Origin of the sequence: Collinsella sp. LCP19S3_F2, from assembly GCF_052121015.1 — a bacterium.
In the GTDB taxonomy this organism is placed as follows: Bacteria; Actinomycetota; Coriobacteriia; order Coriobacteriales; family Coriobacteriaceae; genus Collinsella.
Genome location: NZ_JBQKFA010000005.1, coordinates 57,243 through 76,851 on the forward strand (window position 1 = coordinate 57,243; position 19,609 = coordinate 76,851).

The 19,609-nt window shown below is 60.5% G+C and carries 19 protein-coding genes; 18 read left to right on the forward strand and 1 reads right to left on the reverse strand.

What is annotated here, in order from left to right; genetic code table 11:
* Together rsfS and ACTQX9_RS05780 are read left to right on the forward strand one after the other, a co-directional pair.
* Positions 1 to 456, forward strand: coding sequence for a ribosome silencing factor (gene rsfS / locus ACTQX9_RS05775; RefSeq protein WP_427726898.1), 456 nt, complete (start codon positions 1 to 3; stop codon positions 454 to 456).
* Positions 457 to 685: 229 nt separating this feature from the next.
* Complete coding sequence (locus tag ACTQX9_RS05780; RefSeq protein ID WP_195838550.1) at positions 686 to 1,435, forward strand: transposase; 750 nt, start codon at positions 686 to 688, stop codon at positions 1,433 to 1,435.
* Between the two features lie 228 nt (positions 1,436 to 1,663).
* Here ACTQX9_RS05780 and dinB read toward each other — a convergent pair whose 3' ends face one another.
* Entirely contained in the window at positions 1,664 to 2,920 is a 1,257-nt protein-coding gene (dinB, locus tag ACTQX9_RS05785; RefSeq protein WP_427717584.1) for a DNA polymerase IV, read from the reverse strand.
* A 201-nt stretch (positions 2,921 to 3,121) separates the two neighbouring features.
* Here dinB and rpsP point away from each other — a divergent pair, with 201 nt between their 5' ends.
* The 16 genes from rpsP (at position 3,122) to ACTQX9_RS05865 (ending at position 19,525) form a co-directional block, all read left to right on the forward strand.
* Entirely contained in the window at positions 3,122 to 3,472 is a 351-nt protein-coding gene (rpsP, locus tag ACTQX9_RS05790) for a 30S ribosomal protein S16 (protein ID WP_154516223.1), read from the forward strand.
* Positions 3,473 to 3,514: 42 nt separating this feature from the next.
* On the forward strand, positions 3,515 to 3,760 hold the full coding sequence (locus ACTQX9_RS05795; RefSeq protein ID WP_154516529.1) for a KH domain-containing protein: 246 nt from the start codon (positions 3,515 to 3,517) through the stop codon (positions 3,758 to 3,760).
* Positions 3,761 to 3,794: 34 nt separating this feature from the next.
* Positions 3,795 to 4,286 carry a ribosome maturation factor RimM gene (gene rimM, locus ACTQX9_RS05800; RefSeq protein WP_427717603.1) on the forward strand — a complete coding sequence of 164 codons (492 nt, stop codon included), beginning with the start codon at positions 3,795 to 3,797 and terminating at the stop codon, positions 4,284 to 4,286.
* A 10-nt stretch (positions 4,287 to 4,296) separates the two neighbouring features.
* Complete coding sequence (gene trmD / locus ACTQX9_RS05805) at positions 4,297 to 5,055, forward strand: tRNA (guanosine(37)-N1)-methyltransferase TrmD (protein ID WP_154516229.1); 759 nt, start codon at positions 4,297 to 4,299, stop codon at positions 5,053 to 5,055.
* Between the two features lie 2 nt (positions 5,056 to 5,057).
* Positions 5,058 to 5,621 (forward strand): signal peptidase I, encoded by a 564-nt coding sequence (gene lepB, locus ACTQX9_RS05810; protein WP_441054258.1) that lies wholly within the window; start codon positions 5,058 to 5,060, stop codon positions 5,619 to 5,621.
* A 59-nt stretch (positions 5,622 to 5,680) separates the two neighbouring features.
* Complete coding sequence (locus ACTQX9_RS05815) at positions 5,681 to 6,592, forward strand: glycine--tRNA ligase subunit alpha (protein ID WP_006236091.1); 912 nt, start codon at positions 5,681 to 5,683, stop codon at positions 6,590 to 6,592.
* A gap of 3 nt (positions 6,593 to 6,595) precedes the next feature.
* Positions 6,596 to 8,692, forward strand: coding sequence for a glycine--tRNA ligase subunit beta (gene glyS, locus ACTQX9_RS05820; protein ID WP_441540746.1), 2,097 nt, complete (start codon positions 6,596 to 6,598; stop codon positions 8,690 to 8,692).
* A gap of 34 nt (positions 8,693 to 8,726) precedes the next feature.
* The gene (locus ACTQX9_RS05825; protein WP_154516238.1) at positions 8,727 to 9,602 is read left to right on the forward strand and encodes a pyruvate, water dikinase regulatory protein; all 876 of its coding nucleotides are present in this window, start codon (positions 8,727 to 8,729) and stop codon (positions 9,600 to 9,602) included.
* Positions 9,603 to 9,943: 341 nt separating this feature from the next.
* Positions 9,944 to 12,694: a pyruvate, phosphate dikinase gene (gene ppdK, locus ACTQX9_RS05830; RefSeq protein ID WP_441540747.1), complete on the forward strand. Its 2,751-nt coding sequence runs from the start codon at positions 9,944 to 9,946 to the stop codon at positions 12,692 to 12,694.
* A 209-nt stretch (positions 12,695 to 12,903) separates the two neighbouring features.
* A complete protein-coding gene (gene rplS, locus ACTQX9_RS05835; protein ID WP_117583231.1) occupies positions 12,904 to 13,245 on the forward strand; it encodes a 50S ribosomal protein L19 in 342 nt (113 codons plus the stop codon).
* 93 nt (positions 13,246 to 13,338) lie between these two features.
* Positions 13,339 to 14,127: a ribonuclease HII gene (locus tag ACTQX9_RS05840; RefSeq protein WP_154516244.1), complete on the forward strand. Its 789-nt coding sequence runs from the start codon at positions 13,339 to 13,341 to the stop codon at positions 14,125 to 14,127.
* A 188-nt stretch (positions 14,128 to 14,315) separates the two neighbouring features.
* Positions 14,316 to 14,801 carry a YraN family protein gene (locus ACTQX9_RS05845; RefSeq protein ID WP_441031093.1) on the forward strand — a complete coding sequence of 162 codons (486 nt, stop codon included), beginning with the start codon at positions 14,316 to 14,318 and terminating at the stop codon, positions 14,799 to 14,801.
* A complete protein-coding gene (locus ACTQX9_RS05850) occupies positions 14,801 to 16,324 on the forward strand; it encodes a YifB family Mg chelatase-like AAA ATPase (protein ID WP_427717565.1) in 1,524 nt (507 codons plus the stop codon). Before ACTQX9_RS05845 ends, ACTQX9_RS05850 begins: the two co-directional genes overlap by 1 nt.
* Entirely contained in the window at positions 16,324 to 17,256 is a 933-nt protein-coding gene (locus ACTQX9_RS05855) for a DNA-processing protein DprA (RefSeq protein ID WP_441540748.1), read from the forward strand. The genes ACTQX9_RS05850 and ACTQX9_RS05855 overlap by 1 nt, the downstream gene beginning before the upstream one ends.
* Before the next feature lie 14 nt (positions 17,257 to 17,270).
* Complete coding sequence (gene trmFO / locus ACTQX9_RS05860) at positions 17,271 to 18,608, forward strand: methylenetetrahydrofolate--tRNA-(uracil(54)-C(5))-methyltransferase (FADH(2)-oxidizing) TrmFO (protein WP_441540749.1); 1,338 nt, start codon at positions 17,271 to 17,273, stop codon at positions 18,606 to 18,608.
* 8 nt (positions 18,609 to 18,616) lie between these two features.
* Entirely contained in the window at positions 18,617 to 19,525 is a 909-nt protein-coding gene (locus tag ACTQX9_RS05865) for a tyrosine recombinase (protein ID WP_441540778.1), read from the forward strand.
* Positions 19,526 to 19,609: the final 84 nt, after the last annotated feature.

Below are 19,609 nucleotides of genomic sequence, written 5' to 3' on the forward strand. Positions count from 1 at the left end.
ATGGCCGATGAGACCATGACTGACGAGCAGATTCTTGAAGGTGCGGAGCACAAGAGTTTCGTGGCCACGTCCGACCGCACTGCCGCGACGCTCTCCGCCAGCGGTGTCGCCGCCGAGGATGTCGCCCGCGCTGCCGCGCAGGCCGCCTACGACAAGAAAGGCGAGGACGTTCAGGTGCTCGACCTGACTGAGCTTTCCGATGTGTGCGACTACTTTGTCCTTGCTACCGGCACCAACAACCGCCAGGTTGATTCCATCGTCGACGAGATTGAGGAGAAGGTCGCCGAGGCTTGCGGCGAGCACCCGTTTTCCATTGAGGGCCGCGAGCAGAAGACCTGGATGCTCATGGACTACGGTTCGGTTGTCGTCCACGTCTTCACTCCCGAGGCGCGTGAGTTCTACCGCCTCGAAAAGCTCTGGGGCGACGCTCCCCAGCTCTCCCTGGACCTCCTCTAGTAGCTCATTTGGGCGGGGCTTTTTTAGCTACCCTCAGGTATTTCGCCGGGCAGTCGCGTTTTTCCGCGGCCGCCCGGCTTTCTTTTTGCCCAAAAGTAGCTAATTTGGGACGGGGCTTTTTTAGCTACTACCTACCGTTCGCCGAACATCGCGATTTATAGCTCCCAGTACGTTTTTTTCTACTCTGGCTCGGGTAACGTAATTGTCATCTGTAGAGGAGGGGATGCGTATGACTCGGACTGCGCGAGAAATCTCTGTATATGGTTTTTACCATGTCGTCCAAAAGGGATGTGCCGACCAACTCATATTTGAGGATGACGAAGATCGGCTCTATCTGATTCGGCTGATTGCTTCGAAATGCCAGAAGTTTAAAGTGGATGTCATCGCGTGGTGCCTTATGGATAACCATATTCATCTTCTGCTTGACGACGAGCATGTTCATCTGAGCGATTGCATGCATTCGATTACGACTGCGTATGCCATGTATTTCAACTCAAAGACAGGCAGGAAGGGGCCTGTTTTCCAGGATCGATTTAAGAGTGTGCCGATCCTCGATGATGATCAGCTGCTCAACTGCGTGAGATACATTCACGACAATCCCGCGAAGGCGAGGATTGGGACCGCTTCGCTGTATCGATGGAGCAGCTTTCGCGAGTATATGGGATATCCGGGTATCTGCAAAACGGATTGCGTTCTCGGGTTGCTCGGTGACTCTCAGAGATTTTTTGCCTTCAGCACCTCGGGTGAGCCCAATCGCTATTGCTTCCGTGACGGCGCTCATGTGAGCGACACAGATGCGCTGGAGTTTGCGCAGGCGCTTCTTAAGCCGTACGAGCCTCATCACCTTAAGGCTTTGCCAAAGGGGGCGCGCGATGCCTGCATTCGTACTTTGAAGAGCGAGGGCTTTTCGATTAAACAGATCGTCCGCCTTACGGGCATTGGACACTGCACCATACAAAAGGTCAAAGTCAAAAAATAGCTCATTTTGGACGAGGTCTGTGTTGCGACCGCGTCAGGTATGGGTTGGGTAGCTAATTTGGGACGGGGCTATTTTAGCTAACCCTACAAATCGGTTGAGTTTTATTCCGGCCCCGGGTGATTCGCTGCCAGCTGAAGGGTAGCTAAAAAAGCCCCGTCCCAAATTAGCTACCCCGTACTACCCTGACAATCTAAAGTAGCTAAAAAAGCCCCGTCCCAAATTGACTACTTAGTGGGAGGAGAAGCGTGATTGGCGGCCGAAGGATAGGGCGGTGTCGCCGAACTTGTCTCGGACGGCGTCGATGGCGACGGAGAGGTCACGGCGGTCGCTGGATTGGGCTCCGCGGTCGTCGACTTCGCAAAACAGGTCGGTCTGTATGCCGCCTTGATGATTGAAGTCACTCATGCCTATGCCGGCAAGGCGTACATGCATTCCTTCCTGCCAGATGTTGTCGAGCAACTCGATCGCTACCGCCACAAAGATGTTCTCGTCGTCGGTGGGATGGGGGAGTCGTCGCTGTGCCGAGCGACCGCTGCCGTACGAGTACTTAAGTTTGAGCGTCACCGTGGCGCCGGTAAGTCCCTGGCGGCGCAGGCGACGTCCGACGGATTCGCCCAATAATGCAATCGCCGCTTCGATGTCCCCGCGCTCGGTCAAATCTTTCGCAAAGGTGCGCTCATTGCTTACCGACTTGACCTCACGCTCTTCATCGAGGCTCGTGACTTCGGAAACCTCGAGCCCCAACGCACGCTGGCGCATGCGCTCGCCGTTAACGCCAAAAATCGCAGACAGCGTGGATTCCGGTGCGCGCGACAGCTCGCCCAGCGTGTAAATCCGCATGCGGCGCAGCCGCTCCTCGGCCGAGCGCCCGATACCGCTCATGGCAGAAACAGGTAACGGTGCCAGAAAACGCTGCTCAGTTCCCGGGCGTACGACCGTAAGCCCAAACGGCTTGTCTCGCTCGCTTGCAATCTTGGCCACCGTTTTGTTGCAACCGACGCCGATGGAGCAGGTCACCCCCAGTGCCGCCACGCGATCGCTGATGCGTCGTACGACGAGCAGTGGGTCCTCGGGCGCAAAGCGGCCCGGCGTGATGTCGATAAAGGCCTCGTCAATGGACACGCGCTCTACGCGCGGTGTCTCGTCGGCAAGAATATTCATGACCTGTGCGCTAACCTCGTGGTAGCGATCGAAATGCCCGTGTGTCCAAATGGCCTGCGGACATAGGCGGCGCGCCTCGGCCGAGGGCATGGCGGAGTGCACGCCAAAGCGGCGTGCCTCGTATGAGCAGGTGGAGACGACGCCGCGCGATTCGGCGTCTCCGCCAACGATAAGCGGCTTGCCGCGCCACTCGGGATGATCGAGCATCTCCACGCTCGCAAAAAACGCATCGAGATCCATCAGACCCACCGCCGGACCCGTCCAGGGCGGCGGCGTGACGCCCGCAGTATCCTCATAACCGTATGTATGTTCGCATCTTTTCATGGCATGAGTATACCGCGCAGCTCATGTGGGGTGCGTGGATGTGCTTGCAAATCGCGAATTCTTGTCTAAGATATGGATTTGCCTTCGACTACACCGAAGAAGTTGGTCTCACGGACTTCACCTGCCCGCGTCGATGGCGTATTATGTTCAACTGTTTGTTTGTAGTTGCAGCCTAAAGCTGCTTGGTTGGAGGAGTTTCCTTTGGCAGTCAAGATTCGCCTTGCTCGTCACGGCGCTAAGAAGCGTCCGTACTACCGTGTCGTCGTCGCCGATTCCCGCGCCCCGCGTGACGGTCGTATCATCGAGGAGGTTGGCCGCTACAACCCGATGACCACCCCCAAGACCATCAACCTCGATCTCGAGAAGATTGCTGACTGGCAGTCCAAGGGCGCTCAGCTCACCGACGCTGTCGCTGCCCTGGTCAAGGCCGCCAACGAGGGCGAGAAGACCGAGACCGTCGTCAAGAAGTCCAAGAAGCAGCTCGCCAAAGAGGCCGAGGCCGCTAAGGCTGCCGCTGAGGCCGCTGAGGCCGCTGAGGGCGCCGAGGAGTAAATCGTGCCTGAGGTTGACGCTGCACAGCTCGAGGGTGAGGCAATGCTCTCAGATCGCATCGCCGATCTCGTCGAATATCTCGTTGTTCAGATCGTCGACGACCCGGATTCCGTGAGCCTGGAAGTTATCGATGGTGACGATGCCTCAACTATTGAGGTTTCGGTTGCCGAGGATGACGTAGCTAAGGTCATTGGCCGTCGCGGCCGTACCATCAAGGCCATTCGCACGCTCGCCCGTGCACTGGCCGCTCGCCTCGACACTTCCGTCGAGGTAGAGGTTCTGGGCTAGGACCTTGAGGTCCCAGTACAAAAACATCGCCCGTGTGGTTAAGCCGCATGGAAGGAAGGGGGAGGTCCTCGCGCAGCCGCTGCGGGGGCTTCCTTCTGTATTGGAGCCGGGTATGCGTGTCGCCCTGACGCCACCGGCGCTCAAGCGTGACCGCTTTTGCACGGTTACATCCGTTACCGATACGGGCGATGGCGATCTGGTTTCGTTTGAGGGCATTGACGACTTGACGGCCGCCGAGGGCATCACGGGTTGTTTCGTTTTGGCGAACCGTGATGACTTTGAGCTCGATTCACTCGATGCCGCCTATACCGACCTTATGGGTCGCGAGGTGGTTGACGAGCGCTTTGGGTCGCTCGGAACGATCGTTGAGATTATGTCGACGCCCGCCAACGACGTTTGGGTTGTCGAGGGTGATCGGTACGGCGAGGTGCTGATTCCCGTGATCGAGCAAGTTGTGCTCGATCTTCCCGATCGGGGGGCAATATCCGTCCACGTTATGGACGGCTTGATCGATATGGACAAGTAGGGAGGACAACATGCTGATCGAGACCCTTTCGGTCTTTCCCGAGATGTTTGAGCCTGTCATGTCCACATCGATTTTGGGCCGTGCCCGCAAGGCCGGCCTTTTTGATTTTAAGGCGTATAACCTGCGCGACTGGACGCACGATCGCCACCGTACCGTCGATGACGAGCCGTACGGCGGCGGTCAGGGCATGCTCATGAAGGTCGAGCCCATCGCTGAGGCCATCGAGGCCATCAGCTCTGAGGGCCCCAAGCCCACCGTGGTGTTCTTTACGCCCTGCGGTGAGCCTTTTACGCAGCATGTAGCCGAGCGCCTGCTCCAAAGCGAGCGCCTGCTGTTTGTGTGCAGCCGCTACGAGGGTGTCGACGAGCGCGCGTATGCCTATGCCGATGAGCGCCTGTCGATCGGCGACTATGTGCTCACGGGCGGCGAGCTCCCCGCTATGGTCGTTGCTGACGCCGTCGTGCGTCTGATTCCCGGCGCTCTGGGAGATGAGATGAGCAACGTTGACGAATCATTCTCGACCGCCGAGGACGGTGGGCTGCTCGAGTACGCGCAGTACACCCGTCCTGCCGAGTTTAACGGCGAGGGCGTGCCTCCGGTGCTTGTAAGTGGTGACCACGCCAAGGTTGACGCTTGGCGCCGCAAGAACGCCATCGAGCGCACCTGTCGCTGGCGTCCCGACTTAATTGAGACGGCGCGGCTTACGCCCCAGGAGCGTGCGTACGCGCAGGAGATTTTGGACGCTTCGTATTCGCAGAGCGAGGAGTGAGAATGGTTCCGTCGCAGCATTCCATGCTAAAGGGCGCGTTTGAGTGGGTCGTGGTCGTCGCAATCGCGCTCGTCGCCACCTTCTTGATTCGCACCTTTGTGGTCGAGCCCTTTGTGGTGCCCACCGGTTCCATGGAGTCCACTATCGAGATTGGCGACCAGATCCTGGCGCAAAAGGTGACGCTTGAGCTCGGCCAGCCTGTCAAACAGGGCGATATTGTGGTGTTCCACAACCCCGATGGCACCTCTGAGCACGATGTGCTCGTCAAGCGGGTCATCGCTACGGCCGGCCAGACGGTCAACCTGCAGGACGGCAAGGTGGTCGTTGACGGCCAAGCGCTCGACGAGGACTATACGACGGGCATGAGCTGGCCACTGTCGGTCCAGGCGCCTGGTGCTCAGGTGAGCTATCCCTACACCGTCCCTGACGGGTGCGTGTGGGTGATGGGCGACAACCGCGAGAACTCAGCCGACTCACGCTACTTTGGCCCGGTCGACCGTTCGGACCTGATCGCCGTGGCGCTCGTGCGTTACTGGCCGCTCAACCGTCTGGGCGCTATCGACTAAAAACCGCTATAGTACAGTACCTAACCGTGTAATCTTTTCGACGAGGGGATATTAGAGGCATGAACGCTTCATCGCTTTCCTTCCAAGACATCATCCTGCGCCTCCAGCAGTACTGGGGCGAGCAGGGCTGCGTCATTATGCAGCCCTATGACTCCGAGGTCGGTGCCGGTACCTTCCATACCGCGACCACGCTGCGCTCGCTCGGTCCTGCCGAGTGGCGCACCTGCTATGCGCAGCCCTGCCGCCGTCCCGCCGACGGCCGCTACGGCGAGAACCCCAACCGCATGCAGCACTACTATCAGTTCCAGGTGCTCATTAAGCCTTCCCCGGTTAATGCTCAGGAGCTTTACCTGGGGTCTCTTGCCGCCATTGGCCTGGACCCCAACGACCATGACGTCCGCTTTGTCGAGGACGACTGGGAGAGCCCGACGCTCGGCGCCTGGGGCCTTGGCTGGGAGGTCTGGCTCAACGGCATGGAGGTCACGCAGTTTACGTACTTCCAGCAGGTGGGCGGCATCGAGGTCGACCCCGTGCCCGTCGAGATCACCTACGGCCTGGAGCGCATCGCCATGTACGCCCAGGGCGTCAACTCCGTCTATGACCTGGTGTGGAGCTATCTGCCCGACGGCACGCCCATGACCTACGGTGACGTGTTCCTGGAGAACGAGCGCGAGTTTAGCGCCTACAATTTTGAGGTCGCGAACGTCGAGATGATGCGTCAGAAGTTTGACGACTACGAGGCCGAGTGCCACTCCTGTCTGGAGCGCAAGCTGCCGCTGCCCGCATACGACTGCGTCATGAAGTGCAGCCATGCCTTCAACCTGCTCGATGCCCGCGGCGCCCTGTCCGCAGTCGAGCGTGCCAACTACATCCTGCGCGTCCGCGCCGTCGCCAAGGCGTGCTGCGAGGCCTATATGGCCGAGGTTGCCGGAGTTAACGAGAATGCCGACCAGGAAGGCGAGGTGGCGTAAGCCATGGCAGACGCTAAGGATTTCCTGTTTGAGATCGGTACGGAGGAAATGCCCTCCGCACCGCTGAACAATGCCGTCAAGCAGCTTGGCGATATGATCGCCAAGGGCCTCGACGAGGCCGGCCTGGCCCATGGCGAGGTCCGCGTGATCTCGAGCCCGCGTCGTCTGGCTGCGCTCGTGACCAACGTCGCCACCGCGACCGATGAGGTCCACGAGGTCAAGCGCGGCCCTGCGGCAAACATTGCCTTCGATGCCGACGGCAACGCCACCAAGGCCGCTCAGGGCTTCGCCCGCAAGTGCGGTGTGTCTGCCGAGGACCTGATCCGTCGTGAGGATACCGACGGTCGCGAGTACGTATTCGCCGAGAAGAACATTCCCTCCGTGCCGGCTACCCCTATTCTGACGGCCCTGTGCGAGAAGACGATCGCAGGCCTGCAGTGGCCCAACTACCGCAGCCAGCGCTGGGGCCACGAGCACGCTACGTTTGTGCGTCCGGTCCGTTGGATCTGCTGCCTTCTGGGCGAGGACGTTGTGCCCGTGACGTTTGCCGATGTGACGAGCGGCAATACCACGCGCGGACATCGCGTGCTGGGCGCCGGTGACCATGTTGTCGCCAGCCCCGCCGTCTACGAGCAGGTGCTCGAGGACGCCGGCGTGCTCTCTGCCGAGCGTCGTCGTGAGGCCATCCTTGCCGGTATTGCCGAGGTCGAGGCCGCTCGCCCTGGCTGCCATGTCGATACGCCCAAGAAGGTCTTCGAGGAGGTCATTAACCTCTGCGAGTGGCCGACGGTGCTCGTCGGTACCTTCGACGAGGAGTTCCTCAAGGTCCCGCACGAGATCATCTGCGAGTCCATGCTCACCAACCAGCGCTACTTCCCGATCTATGACGGCGAGGGCAAGCTCACGCGTGAGTTCGTGGTCGTCTCCAACAGCAAGCCCGAGAATGCCGAGCGTGTGATCGACGGCAACGAGCGCGTCGTGCGCGCCCGTCTGGACGATGCCAAGTTCTTCTACGAGGAGGACCTGAAGATCTCCCTCGACGAGTTCCGTGAGCGTCTGGCCAAGGTTGCCTTCCAGGAGAAGCTCGGCAGCGTGCTCGCCAAGTCCGAGCGCATTGAGCAGCTCGCGCTCGCTATTGCCCGCGAGGCCCATCTGGGCGCCCACCTCGCTGCCGATGCCGCTCGCGCCGCGCACCTGTGCAAGGCCGACCTGGTTTCCAACGCCGTCGTCGAGTTTACGAGCCAGCAGGGCGTGATGGGTGGCTATTACGCAACTGCGATGGGGGAGAACGACGAGGTCGCCCACGCCATTCGCGATCATTATCGTCCCCGCTTTGCCGGCGATGAGCTGCCCGAGGGCACCGCTGGCTGCATCGTGGCCTGTGCCGACAAGCTCGATACCATTGCCGGTATCTTTGCCATCGGTGAGCCCCCGACCGGCTCTTCCGACCCGTACGCGCTGCGTCGCGCCGCTATCGGCATTATCAACATCCTGCGCGATCGTCTGCCGATCGACCCCACGACGCTCATCGACTTTGCCCTTGAGCTCTATAGCGAGCAGGGCATCGAGTTCGACGCCGCCGAGGTCGCCCAGCAGGTCCGTGACTTCTTCCACGGCCGTCTGGTGAGCATGGCCCGCGACGAGAAGATTCCGGCGGACACCGTCGCCGCCGTCTCCGCGGTGCACATCATCGCTCCGTCCGTCTTCTTCGCCCGCTGCGCCGCGCTCGACGAGGCTCGTAAGAACGATGCCGAGACCTTCGACAACCTGGCTACTGCCTATGCCCGCGCCGCGCACATCTCCAAGCCCGAGCTGGGTATGGAGTACGATCGCAGCCTGATGGGTGAGGCCGAGCTCGCGCTTGCCGATGCCTCCGAGGCTGCTCAGACCGCTGTCGATGGCGCCCTTGCTGCCGAGGATTACCCGGCCGCATTTGCCGCCCTTGCCGCCCTGCGGGCCCCCATCGACCGCTTCTTCGACGAGGTTATGGTCATGGACAAGGACGAGCAGCTCCGCGATAATCGCCTTAAGCTGCTCAACCGCTTCGAGGCCGTTTTCTCTGGCATCGCCAACATCGGTGAGCTTGCCCGCAAAAAGTAAGCCAGCCTGCGCATAAGCGCAAAAGGAGCCCCGCATGGATTGCCCGGTCACTGCTCGTCCCACCGTTATCGTTATCTCCGACTCGCTCGGTGATACCGCTTGTGAGGTGGTGCTTGCGGCGTCCGGGCAATTTGATGAAGGGGCTTTTCGTCTCTTGCGCTTGCCCAAAGTGAACTCGGTGGAGCAGGTCAAGTCCTTTGTGGGCCCGCGCGTCGATGCGGACCATCGTGATATCGCCGTGTTCCACACTATCGTCGATCCGGCGCTTCGCGCCCGCGTGCTCGATTACCTGGGTATGCTGCATATTCGCTCTGTCGACCTGATCGGTCCGACCCTTGCCGTGCTCTCGTCGCTCATCGGTGTGCCGCCCAAGGGCGTTGCGGGCGTTATTCACAAAACGGATGACCGCTATTTCCACCGCATTGAGGCTATGGAGTATTTCGTTGAGCACGATGACGGGCGCGGTTGCGACGACCTTTCGGGGGCCGATATCGTGCTGCTGGGCGTGTCGCGTACGTCCAAAACGCCGCTGTCGATGTATTTGGCCTATCAGGGTTACAAGGTCGCAAACGTTCCGCTGGCGCACGGCATGGAGCCGCCGAAGTCGATTTACGAGGTCGACCCGATGCGCCTGTTCGGCCTGATTTCGACCGTTGACGTAATTTCTGAGATTCGCGACAGCCGCTTGGGCGATGACTACGCCCGCGCCGTCGCCGGCTCCTATGCCGAGCCCGAGAGTGTGCGCAGCGAGCTTGAGGAAGCCCGTGCCCTCATGAAGCGCTTAGGCTGCTTTGTGGTGCGTACCGACGGTAAGGCGATTGAGGAGAGTGCATCCGAGATCATCGGTCATTTGGAGGAAATCCAAGAAGCTCGAGCCCGTCGTGCCGCTCGCCGAGCCCAACAAAAGTAGCTAATTTGGGACGGGGCTTTTTTAGCTACCCCGGCTGAGGCCGCGAGCTTTTTGGCCGATTGCCGACGGGGTAGCTAAAAAAGCCCCGTCCCAAATTAGCTACTTATGGTAAAGCGATTTAGCAAAGTTCTTGCAGTTAACCTGCAAGTCTCGTTCACAGGTATCTTCATAAGGTAACCACCTTTATCTACCGTTTACCGTCAGTTTTACCACGTTTACCAAACCTCGCACCCTCTACGCAAGCACTTCCAATACCCGCCGTATAGTACCCTCACGGCTCGCATCCGGCGGGTCGATTCGTTACCACGGTCGTGCGCGACAGCGCATGGAAGGGGAGTATCGTGAGCGATTGCAAGAGGGTTTACCGTTTTGGAACCGATGCCCAGGGCACCTGTGTCACTGAGGGCGACAAGTCCATGAACTTCGTGCTTGGCGGCAAGGGTGCAAATCTTGCCGAGATGAGCCGCATCGGCCTGCCTGTTCCCGGTGGCTTTACCATTACCTGCCAAACCTGTGTCGAGTACTCCGGTGCCGGCAACGTGTGGCCCGAAGGCGCACTCGATGAGATCGTTGCCGCCGAGGCCGATCTCGAGGCCCGCTGCGGCAGGAAGCTTGGTGACGCATCCGACCCGCTGCTCGTGTCGGTTCGCTCGGGTGCTCCGTTCTCCATGCCCGGCATGATGGACACGGTCCTCAACTTGGGCCTTAACGACGACTCCGTTCTGGGCCTCATTGCCCAGACGCAAAACCCGCGTTTTGCCTGGGATAGCTACCGCCGCTTTATCCAGATGTTCTCCAACGTCGTTATGGGTGTCGATGCCGACTTGTTTGAGAACGCCCTGACCCAGGCTCGCTTGGTCGCCGGCGTTCGCGTCGATTCCGAGCTTTCGGCCGAGGACCTGCAGGAGCTCGTCGAGACCTTCAAGGGCATCTTCTCCGAGAACGTCGAGGCTGCCCTGTATCCCGAGCTCGAGGTTGTCGACGGCAAACCCGTCTTCCCGCACGATCCGGAGCTCCAGCTGCGCCTTGCCATCCAGGCCGTCTTTGGCAGCTGGATGAACGAGCGCGCCTGCATCTACCGCAAACAGCATGGCATTTCCGACGAGCTCGGTACCGCCGTCAACGTCCAGGCCATGGCTTTTGGCAACAAAGGCGAGACCTCTGCGACCGGCGTCGCCTTTACGCGCAATCCGGCCGATGGCACCAAGGAGTTCTACGGTGACTTTTTGGTTAACGCCCAGGGTGAGGACGTCGTCGCCGGCATCCGCAACACTGAGCCCATCGCCGACCTCAAGACCACCCCGGGCCTCGAGTCCGCTGGTGAGGAGCTCGAGCGCGTTTTCCTGACGCTCGAGGATCATTACCGCGATATGTGCGATATCGAATTCACCATCGAGCAGGGTAAACTTTGGATGCTTCAGACCCGCGTGGGCAAGCGCACTGCTACCGCCGCGCTGCGCATCGCTATCGAGATGGTCGAAGAGGGCCTCATCACCCGCGAGGAGGCCGTGAGTCGCATCGATCCCGCGCAGCTCGACCAGCTTCTGCATCCGCAGTTCGATTCCTCCAAGAAGTACGAGGCCCTGGCCTGCGGCCTTAACGCCAGCCCCGGCGCCGCCGTGGGCGAGGTCGTGTTCTCGAGCGACGATGCCGTCGCGCGCGCCAACGAGGGCCACAAGGTCATTCTGGTTCGCTGGGAGACCAACCCCGATGACTTGAAGGGCATGGTCGCTGCCGAGGGCATCCTTACCAGCCACGGCGGCAAGACGAGCCATGCCGCCGTTATCGCCCGCGGTATGGGTACGCCCTGCGTCTGCGGCGTTGAGCGCTTCCATATTGACGCCGCCGAGAAGGTCGTGCGCATCGAGGGCAGCGACCGCGTGCTTCACGAGGGCGACATCATCTCCATCGACGGCACCCAGGGCATTGTCGTCGATGGCGCCGTCGATCTGGTCTCCGCCGAGCTCACCGGCGACCTGGACACCATTCTGTCCTGGGCAGACGAGATTCGCCTGGACGAGACCGACGGTCACGCCAACCACGTGCGCGTCAACGCCGACAACCCCGAGGATGCCGCGCTCGCACTCGAGTTTGGCGCCGAGGCCATCGGCCTGTGCCGCACCGAGCACATGTTCCTGGGCGACCGCAAGAACATCATCCAGAGCTTTATCCTGTCCGACGACGAGGCCGTGAAGCAGCAGGCCCTGGCCGACCTGCTCAAGGTTCAGACTGAGGACTTTCTGGCGATGTTTAAGACCATGTCCGGTCGCGATGTGGTCGTTCGCCTGCTCGATCCGCCGCTGCATGAGTTCCTGGATAATCCTCGCGAGCTCGAGGTCGCCATCACCAAGAAGGAAGCCGCCGGCGCCAGCGAGGAAGAGCTTGCCACGCTGCGTGCCCGCCTGCGTCGAATCGACGGCATGGTTGAGTCCAACCCGATGCTCGGCTTGCGCGGTGTGCGCCTGTCCGTTGTCTTTGGCGATCTGCCGCTCATGCAGGTTCGCGCCGTCGCCACGGCTGCCGCCCGCCTTATCAAGGAGGGCGTTGACCCGCGCCCCGAGATCATGGTCCCGCTCGTTTCCATCACAGCCGAGCATGTCCAGACCCGCGAGGTCATCGAGCGCGTGATCGCCGAGGTATCCGCCGAGGAGGGCGTCGAGCTCAATATTCCCGTGGGCACGATGCTCGAGCTGCCGCGCGCCTGCATGGTCGCCGACGAGATCGCCCACCATGCCGACTTCTTCTGCTTTGGCACCAACGACCTCACCCAGACAACCTTCGGCTTCTCGCGCGACGACGCCGAGGCCAAGTTCATCCCGCTGTACATGCACAAGAAGATCCTGAAGGATAATCCCTTCGAGACCATCGACGCGGCGGTGCTCGAGCTGGTGCGTATGGCCGTCGAGAAGGGTCGCGCTGCCAACCCCGACATGCACTTTGGCGTGTGCGGCGAGCACGGCGGCGACCCCAAGTCCATCAAGGGCCTGTTCAACGTGGCCGATGTGGACTACGTGTCCTGCTCGCCCTATCGCGTGCCCCTCGCACGACTGGCTGCCGCCCAGGCCAAGCTCGATGCCAAGCGTTCCGCCTAGCGTTTAGTGTATAGACCCCTAGCGTAGCCCCCTTCATGCCGCCCGTCTCATTTGTGAGGCGGGCGGTTATCATGTGCGGGTTTTGTCTTTTTGTCTGCGAAAAAAATTGTTCTTGCAGCAGAAACCCGCGCGTGTATACTCGAATACGTTTGTTCAACTACGTGCCGGCCAAGGTGGTACGGCACCTCTAGAAGAGTAAGGAATTGCACATGGATTACATCCGCGCAATCGAGCGTCAGCAGATCCGCGAGGACATCCCGCAGGTCCGCGTTGCCGACAACGTCAAGGTTCACTACCGCATTAAGGAAGGCGACCGCGAGCGCATCCAGGTTTTCCAGGGTGACGTCATCCGTATGGCCGGCGCCGGTGCCCGTGAGACCTTCACCGTCCGCAAGATTTCCTTCGGTGTCGGTGTTGAGCGTACCTTCCCGCTTCACAGCCCCAAGATCGCCAAGCTCGAGGTCGTCCGTCATGGTCGCGTCCGTCGCGCCAAGCTGTACTACCTCCGCGACAAGGTGGGCAAGGCTGCTCGCATCCCCGAGAAGCGCTAAGAAGATCGCAGCGTCTGTCCACTCGTTTGGACACAAGGGTCACCTTCGGGTGGCCCTTCTTTTTATCTGATTTCCATGCAAGGAGGGCCTGGTATGGCCAATATGACGAGCTCGATTTCGGCATCGCAGGTTGCCGGCGAGCTGGCGAGTGCCACGTTCGAGGAGATTCCCGCCCTCGTAGAGCACTATCGCGAGGATCCGCGCCAGCAGGTGATCAAGGCTTGCGAACGCGCACTTAAGCGCCATGCCAAGGAACTTTCCGAGCGCGAGCGCGTCAACGGCATGTACGAGCTTATGCATGAGCTCGGCGGCGATGGCGTGGTCGTTGGTGTTGACGAGGTGGGGCGCGGCTCTGTCGCCGGCCCGTTGACGGTCTGCGCTGTCTGCCTTCCCATGGAGCCGCGCGTTTGGGGCATTAACGATTCCAAAAAGCTCACGCCTGCCCGTCGTGAGCTGCTCTCGGTGCAGATTGCCGAGGTGGCTACGGCCATTGGTTTTTGCCATATCGCGCCTGCGGACATTGATGAGATGGGCATGGCCCGCGCCATCCGCGCTGCCGTCGCGGGCGCCGTGGCGGATACGGGGCTCGAGCCCGATTGCGTGCTTATGGACGGCAACCCCTTGGGCGCCGTCCCTAACGAGCGCGATGTGGTGAAGGGAGATGCCAAAATCGCCTGCATCGCCGCTGCTTCCATTATGGCCAAGGTCACGCGTGACGAGATGATGGTCGAGTACGATGCCGAGTATCCCGAATATCATCTTGCTGAGTCAAAGGGCTATGCGAGCCCCGAGCACATTGAGGCTATTCGTAAACATGGCCTTTCTCCGTTGCATCGTGTGAGCTTCTGCGGAAATTTTTTGCAGACGGAGCGTCTTTTTTAAGGCAAATATGGAGACAGGGACTTCTGGGATTTTATAAACCAGCTGGTGGGGACCGCATGCAACGCAATTGTTGCATGCGGTCCCTTTTTTGTTTGTTTTTGGTTGGACTTTGGTTTTCTTTTGGTACTTACCCGCAAGAAAGGCGGCCCCATGATCGGGTCAATATCGTGCGCGGGAAAGGAGACCCCATGTGCGCCGCAAGTGCAAAGAGCAAGACGCAACAGCTCAAAGAGCTTTGGGAGAACGGGGAGATTGATTGCGCGTCGATTACGCCTGGGTTCATTAAGGGCCTCAGTCCTCGAGAACTGGGCATGCTGGGCGAGCTTATTGCAATCGATTACTTTCGCGAGCGCGGTTATGCCCTCTTGGAACAGGGCTACCGGTGTCCCGAGGGCGAGGCCGATCTGGTACTGCTTGATGAACTTGATGATGTCGTGGTGATGGCTGAGATCAAGACAAGGCGCGTCGCCCTAGATTGCAACACGCGGGTCTTTCCCGAGGAGGCGGTGGACGCCCAGAAGCAGCGTCGCTACCGCCGTATCGCGAGTTGTTACCTTATGGATCACTATCCCCTTAAGGCGATTCGCTTCGACGCGGTGGGCGTTACTATCCGCGGCGGTCATATTGCGGAGATTGAGCATCAATACAACGCATTCGATTGGCAGGTATCGTGATGGCGTTTGACACCTTTGCCGTCCACGCTGCATGTATTCGTGGCGTCGAGGCGATTCCCGTCACGGTCGAGGTCTCGCTTGCCGGCGGTATTCCGGGTATCCAAATGCTTGGCATTCCAAGTATGGAGGTGATGGAGTCGCGTGGCCGCATACGCTGCGCAATGCGCTCGGCGGGATTTGAGATTCCACGGGCGGGCATTACCGTCAACTTGGCTCCGGGCGACATCCGTAAAACGGGCAGTGGTTTTGACCTGCCGATTGCCATCGCGGTACTGGCGGCCGATGGGCAGATTCCCCGCGACCATCTAGACCATTGCCTTATTGCCGGTGAGCTCGGGCTGGATGGTAGCGTGCTGCCCGTAAAAGGCGAGGTTGCGTTTCAGTTGTTGGCGCGTGATATGGGCCTGTCCTTTATTGCGGGAAGGTCGGATCAACATGTGCCGCTTGCCGGTGTGGACTGTGGCTTTATCGACCATCTGTCTCAGCTCGCCCGCGGTATGGGCGAGGCGGCTCGGCATTATCTGGATTCCGAGGGTGTCGAGGCGTCGTTTGAGCCAGAACTTGATTATGCCGATGTGCTGGGGCAGGAGGTTGCCAAGCGCGGCATTGCGCTCGCGGCGGCGGGGGAGCTCGGCCTGCTTATGATTGGCTCGCCGGGTTCGGGCAAGACCATGCTCGCACGCCGCATGACGGGTATCTTGCCCGAGCTTTCTCTCGAGGATCAGCAAGAGGCGCTGTGCATCCATTCGGTCTTGGGCGAGAACATCGATGGTTTGCTGGCGGGACACCGGCCGTTCCGTAGCCCCCACCACAGCATTTCGACTGCGGGCCTTATTGGCGGCGGACGGCCGGTGCACCCGGGCGAGATTAGCCTAGCGCACGGCGGCGTGCTCTTTTTAGACGAGCTTGCCGAGTTTCCCAACAGCGTGCTGCAGACACTCCGTCAGCCCATAGAGCGCGGCTACGTCAAGATCGTACGCGTCGATGGGGCTTTCACGTTTCCCTCGCGGTTCCAGCTGCTTGCCGCGAGCAATCCCTGTCCCTGCGGCTTTTTGGGCGATCGCGAGGTACCGTGCCGCTGCTCGGCTTCGATGGTTGAGCGCTATCGGTCTAAGCTGCGTGGTCCCTTGGCCGATCGTATTGACCTTATGATTGACGTGACCCGACCCGACCCGCAGGTAATTATCGAGGGTGCCGAGGGTATGTCGTCAGCTGAACTACGTGACTATGTTGTGCGGGGTCGGGCATTTCGTGCCTGGCGTGAGTCCCGTTTGGACGATGCAGATGCCGAGGCCGAGGACGATGAGTCACGTTCCATCGACGGCGTCGTTTCGACCTTTGCGCTCGATGGGGCAGCGGAAAAGTGCGTGCTCGGCCTGTCGAGGCGCACACATCTCACAGGGCGCGGCATCGTGCGCTTGGTGCGTATCGCGCGCACGATTGCCGATGTTGCCGAAAGTGAGCGGGTAACCCAAGACCACGTGCTCGAGGCGGCGATGTACCAGGGGAGGAGGGACCAGTAATGCCCGAGGAGACTTTTGAGCTGCATCCCGGTGATGCGTTGTATCCAGCTAACGTTTTGGAGCTATCCGATGTACCCCAGACGCTTTATGTGCGTGGCGACCCCGCCGCACTGTCGACGCCCGCGCTCTCCATCATCGGCGCTCGCAAGGCCTCGCCGTACGGCCTTTCCGTGGCAGAGCTGGCCGCGAAAGTTGCGGTCGAGGCGGGCGTGACGGTGGTCTCGGGCGGTGCGGTCGGCTGCGACCAGGCCTCGGGTTGGGCCGCGGTCAACGCTGGTGGCAGGCACGTCGTGGTGTTGGGTACGGGCGCCGACGTGGTTTACCCGCGCTCGAGTGCAGGGCTCATCGCGCGCACGATCGATACGGGCGGCGCGGTCGTGTCCATCTCGCCTTGGGGTATGGGGCCACGCAAATTTGCCTTTCCGCGGCGTAACCGGGTGATTGCCGCGCTTTCGCAGGCGCTCTTCGTGTCGGAGGCCGGCATGCCCTCGGGCACGTTCTCGACAGCGGAGGCCGCCATGGACCTGGGGCGCGAACTGCTCGCGGTACCGGGCTCCATTTTGTCACCAGAGTCGCGTGGGACCAACTACCTCATCGCCAACGGGGCCTGCTGCATTGTTGACGAGGAGTCTATTGAGATGGCCATCTCGCGAATTTACGGCACCCTGCGCTATTCGCGTCCCGATGCGCCCGGTATCGCCGATCTGGACCCCACGCAGCAGGCCGTGATGCACGCGCTCATTGCCTCGCCGCTCAAGGTCGATGACATTGCCGCGCTCGTCTCCCTCGATGCCGTCGGCGTGCTCAAACTCCTGGGCTCACTCGAGCTCGAGGGACTCATCGAGCGCATGATGGATGGAAGGTATGCGCCCTCAAAGTTTGCGCTTCACGCTCAGACGCCCTTCGGTCACAATGGAAAGCGTGTCAATTAGAAAGGTGTTTGCAGATGCTGTTTGATCAAGTGACGGTTATCGGTGGCGGTCTGGCGGGATCGGAATGCGCGATTCAGCTGGCAGATCGCGGGTTTGCCGTAAAGCTGTGCGAGATGCGGCCGCTGGTGACCTCTCCTGCCCACCATACCGATCACTTGGCGGAGCTCGTCTGCTCCAATTCGTTTAAGTCGACCCGACCCGATTCCGCCGCCGGCCTGTTGAAGGCCGAACTCGAGCGTATGGGTTCGGTGCTGCTCGACTGCGCTCATCGCGCTGCCGTTCCCGCTGGTGGCGCCTTGGCGGTCGACCGTGTTAAATTCTCCGAGCTCGTCGAGGCCGAGGTTGCCGCCCGTCCCAATATCGAGGTCGTTCACGGCGAGGTCACCCATATTCCCGAGGGCCATGTGGTTATCGCCGCGGGTCCCTTGTGCTCGCCGGCGTTGAGCGGGGAGGTCATGAAGCTCGTCGGTGGTGATTCCCTGGCGTTCTTTGACGCCGCGGCCCCGATTGTCGATGCCTCGACGCTCGATATGGATGTGCTGTTCTCGCAGTCGCGCTACGAGGAGCAGGGGAGCGGTGACTATCTCAATGCCCCGCTCAACAAGGAGGAGTACGAGGCCTTTATCGAGGCGCTTACCACGGCCGATCGCGTGGTGCTCAAGGACTTTGAGGGCGGGGACCTCTTCCAGGCCTGTCAGCCTGCCGAGGAGGTTGCGCGCACGGGCAAGGATGCCATCCGCTTTGGCGCTATGAAGCCCGTCGGGCTCACCGACCCGCGCACCGGTCGCCGTCCCTGGGCGGCGATTCAGCTGCGCGCCGAGAACAAGGAGAAGACCGCCTATAACCTGGTTGGTTTTCAGACCAACCTGACCTTCGGCGAGCAGAAGCGCGTTTTTCATATGGTTCCCGGTCTGGAGAATGCCGAGTTTTTCCGCTATGGCGTCATGCATCGCAATACCTTTGTCGATGCTCCCCATGTGCTCGATGGGACCTTCGCCGTGCCCGGCACGGGCGTGCGCCTTGCCGGACAGATTACCGGTACGGAGGGTTACATGGAAGCGGTCGCGACGGGTCTCCTCGCTGCGCTCAATACCTATGCCGAGGCTATCGAGGTTGCTCCTGTCGAGCTGCCGCGCGTGGGCGCTCTCGGCGCGCTCGTGGGCTATGCGACCGATCCTGCTACGGTCGGATATCAGCCCATGCATGTTAATTTTGGCCTGGTGCCTCCCCTCGAGGACGGTAAACGCCGCAGCAAACGTGAGCGCTATCAGGCCTATGCGGATCGCGCCCTTAAGGCCTTGGATTCCTATCTGGAATCGCGCTCCGACTTGTTTGGAGGCGACCGGTCATAGCCTTTGACCTGTACGGTGCCGTCGACTCGTTCATAGCCTATATTGCACGCGTCGAGGGGCTTTCTTCTAACACTGTTATCGCTTACGGCTCTCGTCTGGAGCGTTTTGCCACTTGGTGCGAGCGTGGGGATATCGATGCACGCACGGCGGACGTACGTACCGTTCGTATGTATCTGGCGGAGCTGTCGCGCGAGCAGGTGGCGCCCAGGACGATTGCGGCGCACCTGTCTGCCATTCGTTCGTTCTATCGATGGATGGCTGCCGAGGGTCTTATCGATGGAGACGCTGTCTCTGCGATTGCCTCGCCCAAGCTTCCACGCGATTTGCCCGGAGTGCTGACCACCCAGCAGGTTAAGGCACTGCTTGCAGCGCCAGACGTTTCAACGCCTGCGGGACTGCGCGATGCGGCGATGCTCGAATTGCTCTATGCATCCGGGGCTCGCATTTCCGAGCTTGCGGCACTCAATGTTGAGTCCATTGCTTGGTCCGAGCGAACGCTGCGGCTTTGGGGTAAGGGGAGCAAGGAGCGTATCGTGCCCCTGTATCGGCGTGCTCTCGATGTGACCCACCGCTATATTGAGGAAGGAAGACCGGAGCTTCTTGCTCAGGCAAAGCGTGGCGACGGTACGAACGGTGTGCATCCGCTGTTTATCTCGGCACGCGGCAACCGTATGAGCGCCGCCATGCTTAGGCGACGGTTTCATATGTTGGCGACGCTTGCGGGTATCCCTTCCGATATCGCCCCGCATGCGATGCGCCATACTTTTGCGACCGATTTGCTCGAGGGCGGAGCGGACTTGCGCTCTGTCCAGGAGTTGCTAGGGCATGCAAGCTTGTCCACCACGCAGATTTATACGCATCTCACGCCCGATCGGCTCAAACGCGCCGTTACCCAAGCTCTTCCGCGCGGCGAATAAGGCAGGAGATGGGTTCTATCCAATCGATCGCGCGTCCGTGTGTGTGGTTTTGATTTCGGGTTGGCAGAAAGATGTAATCCTGCT

What these genes read in the sequence shown, in the direction of transcription:
- rsfS (WP_427726898.1), top strand. Translation starts at nt 1, where the DNA reads ATGGCCGATGAGACCATGACTGACGAGCAGATTCTTGAAGGTGCGGAG.
- ACTQX9_RS05780 (WP_195838550.1), top strand. Translation starts at nt 686, where the DNA reads ATGACTCGGACTGCGCGAGAAATCTCTGTATATGGTTTTTACCATGTC.
- dinB (WP_427717584.1), bottom strand. Translation starts at nt 2,920, where the DNA reads ATGAAAAGATGCGAACATACATACGGTTATGAGGATACTGCGGGCGTC.
- ACTQX9_RS05795 (WP_154516529.1), top strand. Translation starts at nt 3,515, where the DNA reads ATGCTCTCAGATCGCATCGCCGATCTCGTCGAATATCTCGTTGTTCAG.
- trmD (WP_154516229.1), top strand. Translation starts at nt 4,297, where the DNA reads ATGCTGATCGAGACCCTTTCGGTCTTTCCCGAGATGTTTGAGCCTGTC.
- lepB (WP_441054258.1), top strand. Translation starts at nt 5,058, where the DNA reads ATGGTTCCGTCGCAGCATTCCATGCTAAAGGGCGCGTTTGAGTGGGTC.
- ACTQX9_RS05815 (WP_006236091.1), top strand. Translation starts at nt 5,681, where the DNA reads ATGAACGCTTCATCGCTTTCCTTCCAAGACATCATCCTGCGCCTCCAG.
- glyS (WP_441540746.1), top strand. Translation starts at nt 6,596, where the DNA reads ATGGCAGACGCTAAGGATTTCCTGTTTGAGATCGGTACGGAGGAAATG.
- ACTQX9_RS05825 (WP_154516238.1), top strand. Translation starts at nt 8,727, where the DNA reads ATGGATTGCCCGGTCACTGCTCGTCCCACCGTTATCGTTATCTCCGAC.
- rplS (WP_117583231.1), top strand. Translation starts at nt 12,904, where the DNA reads ATGGATTACATCCGCGCAATCGAGCGTCAGCAGATCCGCGAGGACATC.
- ACTQX9_RS05840 (WP_154516244.1), top strand. Translation starts at nt 13,339, where the DNA reads ATGGCCAATATGACGAGCTCGATTTCGGCATCGCAGGTTGCCGGCGAG.
- ACTQX9_RS05845 (WP_441031093.1), top strand. Translation starts at nt 14,316, where the DNA reads ATGTGCGCCGCAAGTGCAAAGAGCAAGACGCAACAGCTCAAAGAGCTT.
- ACTQX9_RS05850 (WP_427717565.1), top strand. Translation starts at nt 14,801, where the DNA reads ATGGCGTTTGACACCTTTGCCGTCCACGCTGCATGTATTCGTGGCGTC.
- ACTQX9_RS05855 (WP_441540748.1), top strand. Translation starts at nt 16,324, where the DNA reads ATGCCCGAGGAGACTTTTGAGCTGCATCCCGGTGATGCGTTGTATCCA.
- trmFO (WP_441540749.1), top strand. Translation starts at nt 17,271, where the DNA reads ATGCTGTTTGATCAAGTGACGGTTATCGGTGGCGGTCTGGCGGGATCG.